The sequence below is a fragment of the Klebsiella sp. 28 genome (genome assembly GCF_018223905.1).
Lineage (GTDB): Bacteria > Pseudomonadota > Gammaproteobacteria > Enterobacterales > Enterobacteriaceae > Klebsiella > Klebsiella pneumoniae.
The window spans coordinates 1-15,703 of record NZ_JAGRQY010000216.1; the positions used below are offsets into that span (position 1 = coordinate 1).

The window sequence follows — 15,703 nt, forward strand, 5'->3', positions numbered from 1 at the left end:
GGATAATCTGCCCGGTCGCCTCGACCCGGCGCAGCACCGCGGTCGCCGTCTGCTCTCAAGCGTTGAGCGCTGGCTCGAATTACATCCGGCGGAGAAACGCCAGCCGTGGGCGACGGTGATCCCACAGCTTGCCGGGCAGGCGTGGCAGGCTGCAGTCGCCAGCAACGAGCCTTTTGGCGAAGCGCAGCTGGCGCAGCGTATTCGGGGCTATCTGCCGGAGCAGGGCCAATTGTTTGTTGGCAACAGCCTGGTGGTGCGCCTGATCGACGCCCTGGCGCAGCTACCGGCCGGGTATCCGGTCTACAGCAACCGCGGCGCCAGCGGCATCGATGGCCTGATCGCCACTGCGGCCGGCGTGCAGCGCGCCAGCGCCCGACCGACGCTGGCCATCGTTGGCGATCTCTCCGCGCTCTACGATCTCAACTCGCTGGCCCTGCTGCGCCAGGCGTCGGCGCCGCTGGTGCTGATCGTGGTGAATAACAACGGCGGGCAGATTTTTTCTATGCTGCCGACGCCGCAGGACGAACGCCGTCAGTTCTATTTAATGCCGCAGGACGTGGATTTCAGCCACGCGGCGGCGATGTTCGGCCTGGCCTATCATCGCCCTGATGACTGGCCGTCGCTGGATGAGGCGCTGGCCGGCGCCTGGCGCAGGGCAGGGGCGACGGTGATTGAGCTGGCGGTCAATGAGACCGACGGCGCGCAGACCCTCCAGCAGCTGCTGGCGCAGGTAAGTCGCCTGTGATCCTCAGCGCTGCTGTCGACAACGGCCAGCCGGGCTATCCCTGGCTGGTGTTTCTGCACGGTTTTTCCGGCGACCGCAACGAGTGGCGGAAAGTGGGCGACGCCTTTCCCGCCTGGCCGCGGCTGTACCTCGATCTGCCGGGGCACGGCGGCTCCGCGGATATCGCGGTGCAGGACTTTGCCGGGGTCAATACTCTGCTGCAGTCTATGTTTAATAGTTACAACATACATAAGTATTGGCTGATCGGCTACTCGCTGGGCGGCCGGGTGGCAATGAACTTCGCCAGCCAGCCGCGCGCAGGCATGCGCGGGCTGATCGTTGAAGGCGGCCATCCGGGCCTGCAGGATGCAGAGGCGCGGCAGGCGCGGCGCAGCAATGACAGCGCCTGGGCGGAACGTTTTCGCCGCGAGCCGCTTGAGCAGGTCTTTGCCGACTGGTATCAGCAGCCGGTCTTCGCTTCGCTGAATGCCGCGCAGCGTGAGTCATTGGTCGCCTTACGCAGCCGGAACAACGGCGCGACGCTGGCGGCGATGCTGCAGGCAACCTCCCTTGCCGCGCAGGCCGATCTGCGCGCGTCTCTGCAGGCGCGCGATTTTCCTTTTCACTACCTGTGCGGCGAGCGCGACGCGAAGTTTCGCGCCATCGCGCAGACGCTCGCGGCGGATCTCCATCTTATTCACCATGCCGGACACAACGCGCACCGGGACAACCCGGCGGCGGTGATTGCCTGTCTGGCGCAGATTCTGGCAAGTTAACTGAAGGACATTCTATGATCTCTCTTGATGAAGCAATGCTCTACGCCCCCGTTGAATGGCACGATTGCTCCGAAGGCTATACCGATATTCGCTATCACAAATCGACTGACGGGATTGCCAAAATCACCATTAATCGTCCGCAGGTGCGCAACGCCTTCCGCCCGCTGACCGTCAAAGAGATGATCCAGGCGCTGGCGGATGCCCGCTATGACGACAATATCGGCGTCATCGTGCTGACCGGTGAAGGTGAGAAAGCCTTCTGCGCCGGCGGCGACCAGAAAGTCCGCGGCGACTACGGCGGCTATCAGGACGACTCCGGCGTTCATCATCTTAACGTGCTCGACTTCCAGCGTCAGATCCGCACCTGCCCGAAACCGGTGGTCGCGATGGTGGCCGGCTACTCTATCGGCGGCGGTCACGTGCTGCATATGATGTGCGATCTGACTATCGCGGCGGAAAACGCCATCTTCGGCCAGACCGGGCCAAAAGTCGGCTCTTTCGACGGCGGCTGGGGCGCCTCCTATATGGCGCGGATCGTCGGGCAGAAAAAAGCGCGCGAAATCTGGTTCCTGTGCCGCCAGTATGACGCTCAGCAGGCGCTGGACATGGGGCTGGTGAATACCGTGGTACCGCTGGCGGATCTGGAAAAAGAGACCGTGCGCTGGTGTCGTGAAATGCTGCAGAACAGCCCGATGGCCTTGCGCTGCCTGAAAGCGGCGCTGAACGCCGACTGCGACGGCCAGGCTGGTCTGCAGGAGCTGGCGGGCAACGCCACCATGCTGTTCTATATGACGGAAGAGGGGCAGGAAGGCCGCAATGCCTTCAACCAGAAACGTCAGCCGGACTTCAGCAAATTTAAACGGAATCCATAATGCGCGTTTCGCAGGTTTACCGCTGGCAGATACCGATGGACGCGGGCGTGGTGCTGCGCGAGCGGCGGTTAAAAACCCGCGACGGGCTGTTCATCCGCCTGCAGGAGGGGGAACGCGAAGGCTGGGGCGAAATTTCTCCCCTGCCGGGATTCAGTGTCGAGACGCTGGAAGAGGCGCAAATGGCGCTGTTAGCGTGGGCACAGGCCTGGCGCGACGGCGCCGAGCCGCCGCTTCCCACGCAGCCCTCCGTCGCGTTTGGCATCAGCTGCGCGCAGGCGGAGCTTGGCGGCGAACTACCGCAGGCCGCGGATTATCGCGCGGCGCCGCTCTGCTCCGGCGATCCGGATGAGCTATTCGCCAGACTGGCGGCGATGCCCGGCGAGAAGGTCGCTAAGGTCAAAGTTGGCCTCTGGGAGGCGGTCCGCGACGGTATGGTGGTCAATCTGCTGCTGGAGGCGATCCCCGACCTGCAGCTGCGGCTCGATGCCAACCGCGCCTGGACGCCGCTCAAAGCGCAACAGTTCGCCAAATACGTTAATCCGGCGTACCGCCAGCGCATTGCTTTTCTTGAAGAACCTTGCAAAACGCGGGAGGATTCTCGGGCCTTTAGCCGCGAGACAGGGATCGCTATCGCCTGGGATGAAAGCCTGCGCGAGGCGGATTTCCGCTTTGTCGCCGAGCCGGGGGTGCGTGCGGTGGTGATCAAACCGACGCTAACCGGCAGTTTGCTGAAGGTGCAGCAACAGGTCGCCGCGGCGCATGCGCTGGGGTTGAGCGTAGTGATCAGCTCGTCGATCGAGTCCAGTCTCGGCTTAACCCAGCTGGCGCGGATTGCCGCCTGGCTGACGCCGCAGACTATTCCTGGGCTGGATACGCTGTCGCTGATGGGCGCCCAGCTGGTACGGCCATGGCCCGAAAGTACGCTGCCGGTGCTCAACATTGCTGCGCTGGAGCCGCTGCTGTGACCTTTAACGACTGGCCCTGGCGGCACTGGCGTCAGCGGCGCGGAGAGGCCCTCGCCTTACGTCTGAATAACCAGCCGCTGACCTGGCGGGAGCTATGCGCGCGGGTTGACGCGCTGGCGTCTGGTTTTGCCGCGCAGGGCGTAATGGAAGGGCAGGGCGTGGCGCTCCGGGCCTATAACCAGCCGGAAACTCTGCTGGCATGGCTGGCGCTGCTGCAGTGCGGGGCGCGGGTGCTGCCGCTGAATCCGCAGCTGCCAGCGGTGTTGCTGCAGGCGTTGTTACCCGCGTTAACCATGCAGCATCAGCTGGTGCTGAATGGCGATGTGTTGCCGGGGAATTTACCGATGTTAACCCTGCAGTTGGTCGAGGGCGAGCATGCTGCTTGCTGGAATGGCGATCGGTTGGTGTCGATGACGTTGACCTCCGGTTCAACCGGCCTGCCGAAAGCGGCGGTACATAGCGCCAACGCCCATCTGGCCAGCGCGGCTGGCGTGCTGGCGCTGATGCCGTTTGCCGCAGGAGATGACTGGCTGCTGTCGCTGCCGTTGTTCCATGTCTCCGGTCAGGGGATCGTCTGGCGCTGGCTGCTGGCCGGCGCGCGACTCACGGTACGTGACAAACAGCCGCTGGCGCAGATGCTGCACGGCTGTACCCATGCTTCGCTGGTGCCGACTCAGCTATGGCGCCTGCTGAATGATGATGCTGCGGTTTCCCTCAAGGCGGTGCTGCTCGGCGGCGCGTCGATCCCGGTCGAATTGACTGAACGGGCGCGAAAGCAGGGCATACGCAGCTTCTGCGGCTATGGCCTCACCGAATTCGCCTCCACCGTGTGTGCCAAAGAGGCCGACGGCGCTGCGGATGTTGGCGAAGCGCTGCCGGGGCGAGAGGTGAAAATAGTCGCCGGCGAGATCTGGCTGCGGGCGTCGAGTATGGCCGCAGGCTACTGGCGGGATGGTCAATTGTTGTCATTAACCAACAATGAAGGCTGGTTTGCGACGCGCGATCGCGGAGCATTGCATAACGGTCGGCTGACGGTTGTTGGGCGAATGGATAACCTCTTTTTTAGCGGTGGAGAAGGTATTCAACCGGAAGAGGTCGAGCGTGTGATACTCGCCCATCCACAGGTACAGCAGGTGTTTATCGTGCCGCTGGATGATGCGGAATATGGCCAGCGCCCGGTAGCGGTGGTGGAATGCGATGACGGCTGCGAGTTGAGCGCGCTGGCGGCATGGAGCGCTGAGCGGTTAGCGCGTTTTCAGCAGCCGGTGCGTTGGCTGCGGTTGCCGGAAACGTTAAAAAACGGCGGGATTAAGATTTCGCGCCGGGCGCTGTGCGAGTGGGTCAGGCAGCAGACGCATGCGACCGTATCGTAGCCACCCGCATTATCCCGCGGCATAACGCCGGGTGGGTTGAACGCGGTATGCTGGACTAAAGTAGCCCTTTCAGGCTGAGAGTAACGCGGGTGGCGGCATTAAGATCGTAGTTTTTGAGATCTTCGGCTTTGACCCAGGCGTAATCGTCAAACTCCTCGTTGATCGTCACATCGCGATTGGCGCTCACGCAGTCGAAGATGAGATAGATCATGTAGATCGTTTCCTGATGCCCGTCGGGGTAGGTTTTGACGCGGGTATCGTCGCGAAAGCACCATGGCGCGATATGGGTAAGGATGAGTTTTTCGCCGAGCTCTTCGCGTATTTCCCGCCGCAGCGCCTCTTCAATACGTTCCCCTGGCTCCACGCCGCCGCCGGATAAGGCCCATTGCCCGGGAAAAACCCCGCGGTCGGCGGCCATTTTGCAAAGCAGATAATGGCCTTCATTCTCGATCAGCGGGCAAACAATCGTCCTGTGGCGCATGGGTTTTCTCCTGCAGAGGGATGGGGCGGTATGCTGGTGAAATAGTTTGCGAGCCGCCTCGGTAAACTGCAAGCGAAATACAGTTCAGGTCTTGTTGAGTGCTACGTTAAGCAAAAATGATTGTATGGAGCACCGCCATGGAAAGGGCGACGAATTCCCCCCACGATGCTGTATTTAAACACCTGCTGTCGCATCGGGCGACGGCCAGGGATTTTCTGGACATTCACCTTCCCGCACCGCTGCGCGCGTTATGTAACCTGAACACGCTGCGGCTGGAGTCCGGGAGCTTTATCGACGACGAACTGCGGGCGAGTCATTCCGATATCCTTTACTCGCTGCAAACGCAGGCGGGGGAGGGCTATATCTATCTGTTGATAGAGCACCAAAGCTCGGCGGACCGCCATATGGCATTTCGCCTGATGCGCTATGCGATAGCCGCGATGCAGCGTCATCTGGATAAAGGGCATACGCAGCTGCCGCTGGTGATCCCGCTGCTGTTTTATCATGGTCGCGTTTCTCCCTGGCCTTACCCGATGTGCTGGCTGGCAGGCTTTGCCGATCCGGACATCGCGCGGCGGATCTATGGTGAAGATTTTCCCTTAATTGATATCACTAGCACCCCGGACGATGAAATCATGCGCCACCGGCGCGTGGCGATGCTGGAGCTGCTGCAGAAGCATATTCGCCAGCGGGATTTGATGGACCTGCATGAGCAGCTGGTCAGGCTCCTGGCGCTGGGATACACTAGCCGCAGGCAGCTTAAGACGCTGTTGCACTATTTATTACAGGCAGGAAACGCCGCCGATCCGGTTGCTTTTTTGCGCCATCTTGCGCAAAACGTCCCCCGGCGGCCGCATAAGGAGACGCTAATGAATATTGCCCAGTTTCTGGAACAACGCGGCCATCAGCAAGGATTAAAGCAAGGTCTTGAACAAGGTCTACAGCAAGGTATCGAGCAAGGTGAGCAGCAGACCGCGGAGCGTATCGCCCGGGCGATGCTTGCTAACGGACTCGACCTGTCGCTGGTGGCGAAACTGACCGGCCTCGCCCCGGAATGTCTGGCCCGGCTGCAGCATTAATTATTCCCTTATCCACCCGCGCCGCGCCGATCGTGCGGCGCCAGCTCTCTGTTTTCGTCAATGTGTCAGCGTTAATCATAATAAACATGAATATTACTGGCGTTGAATAGGCTGTTCGTGGTTCTGGCAACGCTCGATGCCGTAAAAATACGCAACTGGTTACACTCTTGTGAAAATTCATTTCGCCAGGTCATTGATTCCTGATGGGTGCGCAGTAGAATTTTCAGGTTTTTTCGGGACTTCTTTGATTTTAATTTTCTGGATAGAGTAAATAATGAAAAAAAGCATTTTTATGGCGCTGGCGGGCGTGATGATGGTTTCTTCGGCGGCCCATGCGATTAGCGTTACCGGTGAAGCCGGCGAGCATTACACCAACCTTGGCGTCGGCTTCGGCACCGAGTCCACCGGCCTGGCCGTTTCGGGTAACTGGCTGCACAGCGATAACGACGGCGACGCCGCGGGTTTAGGCCTGGGACTCAATATTCCGCTGGGGCCGTTCCTCGCGACCGTGGGTGGTAAAGGTATTTACACCAATCCGAAACAGGGCGATGAAGGTTATGCGGCCGCGGTCGGCGGCGGCCTGCAGTGGAAAATCGGCGACAGCTTCCGCCTGTACGGCGATTATTACTACTCTCCGGATTCGCTCTCCAGCGGCATTGATAGCTACCAGGAAGCCAACGTCGGCGCCAGCTGGACCATTATGCGTCCGCTTAGCATCCAGGCCGGCTACCGTTACCTGAACCTGGCGGGCAAAGATGGCAACCGCGATAACACCATCGCCGACGGCCCATACATCGGCGCCAGCGCCAGCTTCTAATCTCTTCCGGCGCGGCATCTTCTTGCTGCGCCAGATTTTCCTCCTCGTCAGCATCCCGCTTTGCGTTATAGTATTTCTCACCTGGCAGGCAAGGAGTGAGCAATGTTGAATGTGGANNGTCAAATCGTTGATACCAATGCGGCATGGCTGGCGGATTTCTTTTTTAATCAGGGTTTACCGTTAACGCGCCGCAATACCGTTGGCGACAATCTCGATGCGCTGGTGGCGATTCTGCGCGAACGCAGCGAACAGGCGGATGTGCTGATCGTCAACGGCGGCCTTGGCCCAACCAGCGACGACCTGAGCGCGCTGGCCGCCGCCACTGCGAAAGGCGAAGGGCTTATTTTGCATCCGGAGTGGCTGGAAACCATGACCCGCTTTTTTGCCGAGCGCGGCAGGCCGATGGCGGAAAGCAACCGTAAGCAGGCGGAAATCCCGGCCAGCGCTGAGATGATCAACAACCCGGTCGGTACGGCCTGTGGCTTTGCCATCCAGCTCAACCGCTGCCTGATGTTTTTCACTCCCGGGGTCCCCTCTGAATTTAAGGTGATGGTCGAGCAGGAAATTTTACCGCGCCTGCGCCAGCGCTTTACGCTGCCGGACCCGCCGGTATGCCTGCGTTTGACCACCTTTGGCCGCTCGGAGAGCGAGCTGGCGCAAAGTCTTAATCCGCTGACGCTGCCTCCGGGCGTGGTGATGGGTTACCGCTCGTCGATGCCGATCATTGAACTCAAGCTAACCGGACCGGCCAACCAGCGCGACGCCATGCTGGCCCTGTGGCCGGAGGTGCGTAAGGTGGCTGGCGACAGCCTGATTTTCGAAGGTACGGAAGGGTTACCCGCGCAAATCGCCCGCTGTCTGCAGGAGCGGCAGCTGAGCCTGACGCTCAGCGAGCAGTTTACCAGCGGCCTGCTGGCGCTCCAGCTGTCCCGCGCCGGCGCGCCGCTGCTGGCCAGCGAAGTCGTTCCGGCGCAGGAGGAGACGCTGGCGCAGGCGGCCCGCTGGGCGGCCGAGCGGCGCATAAACCATTTTGCCGGCCTGGCTCTGGCGGTGAGCGGTCAGGAAAACGATCATCTTAACGTGGCCCTGGCCACCCCGGACGGCACCTTCGCACTGCGGGTGAAGTTTAGCGCCACCCGCCACAGCCTGGCGGTACGCCAGGAAGTCTGCGCTATGATGGCGTTAAACATGCTGCGTCGCTGGCTGAATGGCCAACCGCTGGCCAGCGAACATGGCTGGATTAACGTGGTGGATTCCCTCTCGCTGTAAGTCATTCCCCCCGGCGCACCGTATCCTCGGGGCGCCGGTCGTCCAACCTGTTGTACTCTTCTGAAAAAATTCTGTGCGTTAAGTCGCAATTTTCTGCTGCGAACGGTCCAGTATACGGGAAAACGATTGCCCCGCGATGTCGCTCACACTTTACCGCCCGGACAATCGCAACACTGATTCCAGTATTCAGGATTGGAGTCCAGTATGTTGGAATCAACGAAAGTCCCGGCGCTGACCCGCGCGATTGAGATCCTCAATTTAATTGGCCGCATCGGCCCCTGCAGCGCGGCGACGATAATAGCGGAGCTGGGGATCCCGAAAAGCACGGTGTATCTGCTGCTGGGCGAGCTGAAAAAGCAGCGCTTCATCAGTATGGATAATCAGGATAACTACTGCCTGTGGACCAAGCTGGTGGAGCTGGCCGGGCAGGCGCTGAGCAAAATGGACCTGCGCGAGCTGGCGCGGCCGCGCCTCACCCGGCTGATGGATGAGTGCGGCCTGCTTTGTCATCTGGGCATTATCGATCAGGGTAACGCCTACTACATTCTGAAAATTGAGTCTCCCGCCACCATCAGCGTGCGCTCGCATGAGGGTAAGAGCCTGTCGCTTTACCGCTCCGGGATCGGCAAATGTTTGCTGGCCTGGCAGCCCGCCAGCGTTCAGGCGTCGATTATCGAAGACCTGCAGTGGGAGCGGGCCACGCCAACGACCATCACCGATGCTCAGCAGCTGCGGGAGGAGCTGGGGCGGATCCGCGCCCGGGGCTGGAGCTTTGATAATGGCGAGGACTATCCGGATGTGCGCTGCGTGGCTGCCCCGGTATTTAACGCCAATAACGACCTGACCGCCGCCATCTCGGTGGTGGGTACCCGTCTGCAAATCAATGAAGACAATCGCGATTACCTGGCTGGTAAGGCGATTGCCTGCGCGAAAGATATTTCACGTCTGCTGGGGTGGAAAAGCCCCTTCGAACAACTCGCCTCATCATAAGGAGAACATCATGACCCTACCGAAAATTAAACACGTCCGCGCCTGGTTCATCGGCGGCGCCACAGCAGAGCAGGGCGCCGGCGGCGGCGATTACCATGACCAGGGGGCTAACCACTGGATTGACGATCATATCGCCACCCCGATGAGCAAATATAAACAGTATGAGCAGTCCCGGCAGTCGTTTGGCATCAACGTGCTGGGGACGCTGATTGTGGAAGTGGAAGCCGACAACGGACAGACCGGCTTTGCGGTGTCGACGGCCGGGGAGATGGGCTGCTTTATCGTCGAAAAACATCTCAACCGCTTTATCGAAGGCAAATGCGTCAGCGATATCAAACTGATCCATGACCAGATGCTTAACGCCACCCTTTACTACGCGGGATCCGGCGGCCTGGTGATGAATACCATCTCCTGTGTCGACCTGGCGCTGTGGGACCTCTTCGGGAAAGTGGTTGGCCTGCCGGTCTACAAACTGTTGGGTGGGGCGGTGCGCGACGAAATCCAGTTCTATGCCACCGGCGCACGTCCGGACCTGGCGCAGGAGATGGGCTTTATCGGCGGCAAAATGCCTACCCACTGGGGGCCGCACGATGGCGACGCCGGGATCCGCAAAGACGTCGCCATGGTGGCGGATATGCGCGAAAAATGCGGCCCGGATTTCTGGTTAATGCTGGACTGCTGGATGAGCCAGGACGTTAACTATGCCACCAAACTTGCCCATGCCTGCGCCCCTTATAACCTCAAGTGGATCGAAGAGTGCCTGCCGCCGCAGCAGTATGAAGGCTATCGCGAGCTGAAGCGCCAGGCGCCTGCCGGGATGATGGTGACCAGCGGCGAGCACCACGGCACGCTGCAGTCCTTCCGCACCCTGTCGGAAACCGGCATCGATATTATGCAGCCCGACGTCGGCTGGTGCGGCGGCTTAACCACTCTGGTGGAGATCGCGGCCATCGCCAAAGCGCGCGGGCAGCTGGTAGTGCCCCACGGCTCGTCGGTTTACTCACATCATGCGGTGATCACCTTCACCAACACGCCGTTCAGTGAGTTTCTGATGACCAGTCCGGACTGCGCCACGCTGCGCCCGCAGTTCGACCCGATCCTGCTCGGCGAGCCGGTGCCGGAGAGAGGGCGCATTCATAAATCGGTCCTGGATAAACCCGGCTTTGGCGTCGAGCTCAATCGCGACTGCAACCTGAAGCGTCCTTATCAACACTGATTGCGTCGGGCCGCCCGGCGGCCCGCGCCTGAGGATATTATGATGAGCAACACTCTGCTGGAGAGCGTGGTGAAGAAAAACCGCGCCCGCTTAATCCCCTTTATGCTAGCGTTGTACGTGCTGGCGTTTCTTGACCGTTCTAATATCGGTTTCGCCAAAGAGACCTACCAGCTGGATACCGGACTCAGCAATGAGGCCTACGCGCTGGGGGCCGGTATCTTCTTTGTGGTCTATGCCTTCCTCGGGGTGCCGGCCAATCTGCTGATGCGCAAATTTGGCGCCAGGCGATGGATCGGCTGCACCACGCTGCTGTGGGGCGTGCTGTCGGCGGCGATGGCGTGGGCGGATACGGAAGCGAAATTCCTGCTGGTACGTACCCTGCTGGGCGCGGCGGAGGCGGGCTTCTTTCCCGGAATGATCTACCTCACTTCACAGTGGTTTCCCCAGCAAAACCGCGCCAGCATTATGGGGCTGTTTTATATGGGCGCGCCGCTGGCCCTGACGCTGGGATCGCCTTTATCCGGTGCGCTGCTGGAGATGCATGGATTTATGGGCCATCCCGGCTGGTTCTGGATGTTTGTCATTGAAGGCCTGCTCGCCGTCGCCGCGGGAGCGTTCACCTTCTTCTGGCTGGACGATTCGCCGCAGCATGCCCGCTTCCTGAGCGCAGCGGAGAAACAGGCGCTGATAAGCGAGCTGGCGCGCGAGGAGGAGAAAAAGATTGCCTCGCGCCTGTCCGATGCGCTGCGTAACGGGCGGGTCTGGCAGCTGGCGCTGATTTATCTGACCATTCAGGTGGCGGTCTATGGTCTGATTTTCTTCCTGCCCACCCAGGTTGCTGCGCTGCTGGGCACCAAAGTCGGCTTCGTTGCCTCGGTGGTGACGGCCATCCCGTGGGTGGCGGCGCTGTTTGGCACCTGGCTTATCCCTCGCTACTCCGATCGCACCGGCGAGCGACGCAATATTGCCGCCCTGACGCTGCTGGCGGCGGCGGTCGGGATTGCAGTGTCCGGACTGGTGGCGCCGGTGCTGGCTATCATCGCGCTGTGCGTGGCGGCGGTCGGGGTGATCGCCGTGCAGCCGGTCTTCTGGACGATGCCGACGCAGCTGCTGTCCGGCACGGCGCTGGCCGCAGGGATTGGCTTTGTTAACCTGTTTGGCGCCATCGGTGGTTTTCTGGCGCCGATCGTGCGCGTGCAGGCCGAAACGTTGTTCGCCAGCAGCGCCGCCGGACTGTTAACCCTGGCCGGCGTCGCCATTGTCGGGGTGGTCATTATCTTTTCATTGAGCCTTACCCGCGCGGTACCCCAGCGCGGCAGCGTACAGCATTGAATAAAGGAATCGCTATGAACGCACTGTTATCTAACCCCTTCAAACGGGGATTATTACGCGGTGAGACGCAAATCGGCCTGTGGCTGAGCTCCACCTCATCCTACATGGCGGAGATCGCTGCGACGTCGGGATACGACTGGCTGCTGATCGACGGCGAGCATGCCCCGAACACCATTCAGGACCTTTATCATCAGCTGCAGGCGATTGCCCCCTATGCCAGCCAGCCGGTCATTCGCCCGGTCGAGGGCAACCGCAGCCTGATAAAACAGGTGCTGGATATTGGCGCCAGAACCTTGCTGGTGCCGATGGTCGATACCGCCGAGCAGGCTCGGGAGGTGGTCTCAGCGACCCGTTATCCCCCCATCGGGAGCCGCGGCGTTGGCGCCGGCGTGGCGAGAGCGGCGCGCTGGGGAAGGGTGGAGAATTATATGGCGGAGGCAAATGACGAACTTTGTCTGCTGATTCAGGTCGAGAGCCGAACCGCGCTGGAGAACCTGGACGCTATTCTCGAGGTGGACGGCATTGACGGGGTGTTCATCGGTCCGGCGGATCTCTCCGCCTCGCTGGGCTACCCGGACGATGCCGGTCACCCTGACGTGCAGCGGGTGATCGAGCAGAGCATCCGGCGCATTCGCGCGGCGGGGAAAGCGGCCGGATTTCTGGCGGTCGACCCGGCGATGGCGGAAAAATGTCTTGCCTGGGGGGCCAACTTTGTCGCCGTCGGGGTGGATACCATGCTGTATACCCAGGCGCTGGACCGCCGGCTGGCGATGTTTAAATCTGACAGCGCCCAGCCGCAAGAGAAAACGAGCTATTGACGGCACAGGCTGGCGCTGGGCTCAGACGAGCGCCTGCGCCAGCACCGTCAGCGGATGCTCGCAGCGTTTGCTGGTGGACATCTCAATCTGCCATTTGCAGGTCTCGCAGTCGGTGACGACGAGGTCGGCCCCGCTCTCCTCAATCTGACGGAACAGCGGGGCGCCGATAGCCTGGGATACCGCGTAATTCTCAGTTTTAAACCCGTAGGTGCCTGCGATGCCGCAGCACTGGGAATCCAGCACCTCCAGCTGCAGGCCGGGGATCAGCCGCAGCAGCTCGAGGGTATACAGCGACCAGCCCATCTTTTCCATATGACACGGGGTGTGATAGACCACTTTCAGCGGCAGCGGGCGCAGCGGTAGCGTCCTGCCGGCAGCCAGCTGTTTCCAGATCCAGCGGGTGGCAAGCTCGACCCGATCGCGAAGATCGCTGTTATCGACATCGAGGAGATGGGGGTATTCATCACGTAGCGTAAAGGCGCAGGTCGAGGAGGTGGCAATGATCGGTAGCGTGTTTTCCCGCATCGCGGCGACGTTGCTCTGCGCCTGCTTACGCGCCTTGTCGAAAAAACCGTTGGCGATCAGCGGTACGCCGCAGCATTTTTCTTTTGATAACAACTGCACCCCGGTACCCAGCGCGTTGACGACGCGAATCAGATCTTTACCCAACTGTGGATGGTTATAGTTGACGTAGCAGCCATGAAAGAAAGCCACCTGTTCGCTGTACTGCTTCTGACGGGCGGCGAGCTGGCGGTAAGCGCGGCGGAAGGTGCCGAAACCATATTTCGGCAGCGTACGCCGGTGATCGATGTTGAGCGTCGCGTCGAGTAGACGGCGCACCGGTTTTAAGCCGGTGGCGGCGTTGACCAGGGGGGCAAAGGGGGTGGAAAGGGTACCCATCAGGTCGGTATGGCTGAGGATGGCGTCGCGCAGGGTCGGCTTTTGCTGGCCGTACTGTGCCCGGGCGCGTTGAATGATATCGCCAATTTTCACATCCGACGGGCAGGCGACCTCGCAGCGCTTGCAGTTAATGCAGTACTTCAGCGCCTCGTCGTACAGCGCGCCATCCTTCAGACGCAGGCGTTCGCCGTCCGGCCCCGCTTGTTTCGGGCCGGGATAGCGCGGATTGACCCGACTTACCGGGCAGGTGGTGGTACAGACCGTGCACTTAATGCAGCTTTCAAAACGGGTATCGTTCATGGCCGGCCTCCGGCAAGGGCGTGGATCTGTCTGGCGGCGTGCAGCGCGGTAACGGCGCAGACGCCGCCGCCACAGCCGAGCTGAATGGCATCGAACCCGCCGAGCAATGAGCCGATGGCGAACAGATTATGGAACGGCTGCCCGCCCAGCAGGGGGCGCAGCAGGGCATCGGTTTTCACGCCGAAGCGCTGCCACGGTTGTGAGGCGAAGAAATCGCGCTGGTACCAGCTTTCCCGTGGCAGGGTCTGGTGAAGGTCGAGGCCGAGGATCGGCTCGCGCACGCTATCGCGAGTGGCGACAAGACCGTTGCTGAAAAAGCTGCCGCTGGCCAGCACGGTAAAGCGCGGACGCAGCGCAATATCGCCGTGATTTCGCGTCCAGACCGCCTCGACGGCGTCCTGTCGATGGCTGATTTTCACCACCTCATCGCCTGCGAGCCAGGCGCCGCCCTCGCGAATGAACTGGCGTTGCAGCTGAGAATGCAAACGCATCCCGGGAACCGAAGGCGGCAGCGTCGGCAGCAGACGCAGCGGGCAGGGTAGACGCGCCTGCAGCCAGTGGTACAGGCGATCGTCGGCGAGGCCAAAACAGGCGGGCATGATCAGCAGGTCATACTGCTGCGCCAGCGGTAGCAGCGCTGCATGCAGGGCCGGCCACATATTCTCATCATCCAGGACGCGGGCGATATTGGCGGCGCGAAACTCGGTCGGGTTGTCACGCAGCACATCCAGCAGCGGTAACTCGATTTCCACCGCCGCGGCGGTAACTCCGTGTTGACCGAGCGCGGCGGCGGCGAGATGCGGCTGAAAATCAGCAAAGCCGCTGATCCCCACCAGACAGGCGCCCTGCGACGGCAGGGGCGCCACAGGCACCTCAAGGGGCGACAGCCATGCCGGGCGCAACGTCCCCAGCGGCGTTACCCGCCGGTGCGGCCGGCGCGCATCGCCCTGCATCACCGCGCCGCAGGCGGCCAGCAGGGCTTCGGCCTGCGTAGCGTATTCGAGTACCGCCTCGGCGCCGAGCCGGGAATAAGGGTGTTCAGGAAGCTGTTCAGCGAGTTGCTGCAGACCTTGTGCGACGTCAGTGACGTGATCGCCGTTGGGCAGCGCCGAGAGCAGGTCTAACGATGCGGAGGAAAAATGCAGCGCGCTCTGCCCGCGGCTGATGATGACGCTGCGCAGGCCGTGCTGATTCAGGGCCAGCCCGCACAGCAGGCCGGCGAGCCCGCCGCCGATAATCGCGCAATCAAACTTCATCCCGGTGCTCCTGTGGCAATCCGCACAGGCCGAGGTAGACCCAGCGGGTGAATTCGCTTTCGCGCAGCGCATCGCCCCAGGCGATGGGCTGCACGCCCTTCCAGCGTTCATTGAGAAATTCCGAGAGCTGGGTTAACGACTGCGCGGGCGTGGTGACGTTAAAGCGCTGTAGCAGGCCGGCAGCGCGGCAGGCGCAGAGTTCCCCCTGACAGGTCCCCATGCCAATCCGGGTGCGGCGGCGCAGGTCGAGCAGGGTGTTGACCGCCAGGTTTTCCACCGCGTATTTCACTTCACCGGCAGTGACGGCTTCACATTCGCAGACCAGGCTACGGTGCTGGCGGCTGTCGCCAAGCCAGGACGGGGTGCGATCGCCGTGACGGTAGACGGCCGAGCCGCGCAGCGGGGTGGGGAGGGAGATAATCTTTTGCAGGGTACTTTCCGTTGGCTCCTGTGAACCGGGCAGCGGGGCTTCGGCCGTGGTACAGGGGGTGGTGTTTCCCAGCTTACGACAGACGGCGTCGGTGGCCCACTCGGC

16 protein-coding genes are annotated in these 15,703 nt (G+C 61.3%); 12 read left to right on the forward strand and 4 right to left on the reverse strand.

Going from position 1 to position 15,703, the window contains the following annotated elements:
• The 5 genes from KHQ28_RS26470 to menE all read left to right on the forward strand — a co-directional run.
• Nucleotides 1-745: thiamine pyrophosphate-dependent enzyme (locus KHQ28_RS26470; RefSeq protein ID WP_228298296.1), on the forward strand; the 745-nt coding region annotated here is incomplete at its 5' end.
• Nucleotides 742-1,500, forward strand: a complete 759-nt coding sequence (menH, locus tag KHQ28_RS26475) for a 2-succinyl-6-hydroxy-2,4-cyclohexadiene-1-carboxylate synthase (protein WP_004899572.1) — start codon at nucleotides 742-744, stop codon at nucleotides 1,498-1,500. The genes KHQ28_RS26470 and menH, both read left to right, overlap by 4 nt.
• A gap of 14 nt (nucleotides 1,501-1,514) precedes the next feature.
• Nucleotides 1,515-2,372: a 1,4-dihydroxy-2-naphthoyl-CoA synthase gene (gene menB, locus KHQ28_RS26480; RefSeq protein ID WP_002913098.1), complete on the forward strand. Its 858-nt coding sequence runs from the start codon at nucleotides 1,515-1,517 to the stop codon at nucleotides 2,370-2,372.
• Nucleotides 2,372-3,337: an o-succinylbenzoate synthase gene (menC, locus tag KHQ28_RS26485; protein WP_032418620.1), complete on the forward strand. Its 966-nt coding sequence runs from the start codon at nucleotides 2,372-2,374 to the stop codon at nucleotides 3,335-3,337. The genes menB and menC overlap by 1 nt, the downstream gene beginning before the upstream one ends.
• Nucleotides 3,334-4,710 carry an o-succinylbenzoate--CoA ligase gene (gene menE / locus KHQ28_RS26490; protein WP_032418621.1) on the forward strand — a complete coding sequence of 459 codons (1,377 nt, stop codon included), beginning with the start codon at nucleotides 3,334-3,336 and terminating at the stop codon, nucleotides 4,708-4,710. Before menC ends, menE begins: the two co-directional genes overlap by 4 nt.
• A 55-nt stretch (nucleotides 4,711-4,765) precedes the next feature.
• Here the strand turns inward: menE and nudI are convergent, their stop codons facing one another.
• Nucleotides 4,766-5,191 (reverse strand): nucleoside triphosphatase NudI, encoded by a 426-nt coding sequence (gene nudI / locus KHQ28_RS26495; RefSeq protein WP_004184975.1) that lies wholly within the window; start codon nucleotides 5,189-5,191, stop codon nucleotides 4,766-4,768.
• Between the two features lie 137 nt (nucleotides 5,192-5,328).
• On the opposite strand from nudI, the gene KHQ28_RS26500 reads away from it, so the two are divergent.
• The 7 genes from KHQ28_RS26500 to yfaU all read left to right on the forward strand — a co-directional run bounded on the left by KHQ28_RS26500 (nucleotide 5,329) and on the right by yfaU (nucleotide 12,712).
• The gene (locus KHQ28_RS26500) at nucleotides 5,329-6,270 is read left to right on the forward strand and encodes an Rpn family recombination-promoting nuclease/putative transposase (RefSeq protein WP_004180717.1); all 942 of its coding nucleotides are present in this window, start codon (nucleotides 5,329-5,331) and stop codon (nucleotides 6,268-6,270) included.
• A 274-nt stretch (nucleotides 6,271-6,544) separates the two neighbouring features.
• A complete protein-coding gene (locus KHQ28_RS26505; protein WP_002913070.1) occupies nucleotides 6,545-7,087 on the forward strand; it encodes a YfaZ family outer membrane protein in 543 nt (180 codons plus the stop codon).
• Nucleotides 7,088-7,189: 102 nt separating this feature from the next.
• Complete coding sequence (locus KHQ28_RS26510) at nucleotides 7,190-8,356, forward strand: nicotinamide mononucleotide deamidase-related protein YfaY (protein WP_211777739.1); 1,167 nt, start codon at nucleotides 7,190-7,192, stop codon at nucleotides 8,354-8,356.
• Between the two features lie 204 nt (nucleotides 8,357-8,560).
• Entirely contained in the window at nucleotides 8,561-9,346 is a 786-nt protein-coding gene (locus tag KHQ28_RS26515; RefSeq protein WP_002913046.1) for an IclR family transcriptional regulator, read from the forward strand.
• 10 nt (nucleotides 9,347-9,356) lie between these two features.
• Nucleotides 9,357-10,562 (forward strand): L-rhamnonate dehydratase, encoded by a 1,206-nt coding sequence (gene rhmD / locus KHQ28_RS26520; protein ID WP_004175029.1) that lies wholly within the window; start codon nucleotides 9,357-9,359, stop codon nucleotides 10,560-10,562.
• Nucleotides 10,563-10,604: 42 nt separating this feature from the next.
• Entirely contained in the window at nucleotides 10,605-11,894 is a 1,290-nt protein-coding gene (locus KHQ28_RS26525; RefSeq protein WP_002913045.1) for an MFS transporter, read from the forward strand.
• A gap of 14 nt (nucleotides 11,895-11,908) precedes the next feature.
• On the forward strand, nucleotides 11,909-12,712 hold the full coding sequence (gene yfaU / locus KHQ28_RS26530; protein ID WP_004899554.1) for a 2-keto-3-deoxy-L-rhamnonate aldolase: 804 nt from the start codon (nucleotides 11,909-11,911) through the stop codon (nucleotides 12,710-12,712).
• 21 nt (nucleotides 12,713-12,733) lie between these two features.
• Here yfaU and glpC read toward each other — a convergent pair whose 3' ends face one another.
• The 3 genes from glpC to KHQ28_RS26545 form a co-directional block, all read right to left on the reverse strand.
• Complete coding sequence (gene glpC, locus KHQ28_RS26535) at nucleotides 12,734-13,912, reverse strand: anaerobic glycerol-3-phosphate dehydrogenase subunit GlpC (RefSeq protein ID WP_002913041.1); 1,179 nt, start codon at nucleotides 13,910-13,912, stop codon at nucleotides 12,734-12,736.
• A complete protein-coding gene (glpB, locus tag KHQ28_RS26540) occupies nucleotides 13,909-15,168 on the reverse strand; it encodes a glycerol-3-phosphate dehydrogenase subunit GlpB (RefSeq protein ID WP_032418623.1) in 1,260 nt (419 codons plus the stop codon). The genes glpC and glpB overlap by 4 nt, the downstream gene beginning before the upstream one ends.
• A partial coding sequence (locus KHQ28_RS26545) for a (2Fe-2S)-binding protein (RefSeq protein ID WP_211777740.1) occupies nucleotides 15,158-15,703 on the reverse strand: 546 nt, incomplete at its 5' end. The genes glpB and KHQ28_RS26545, both read right to left, overlap by 11 nt.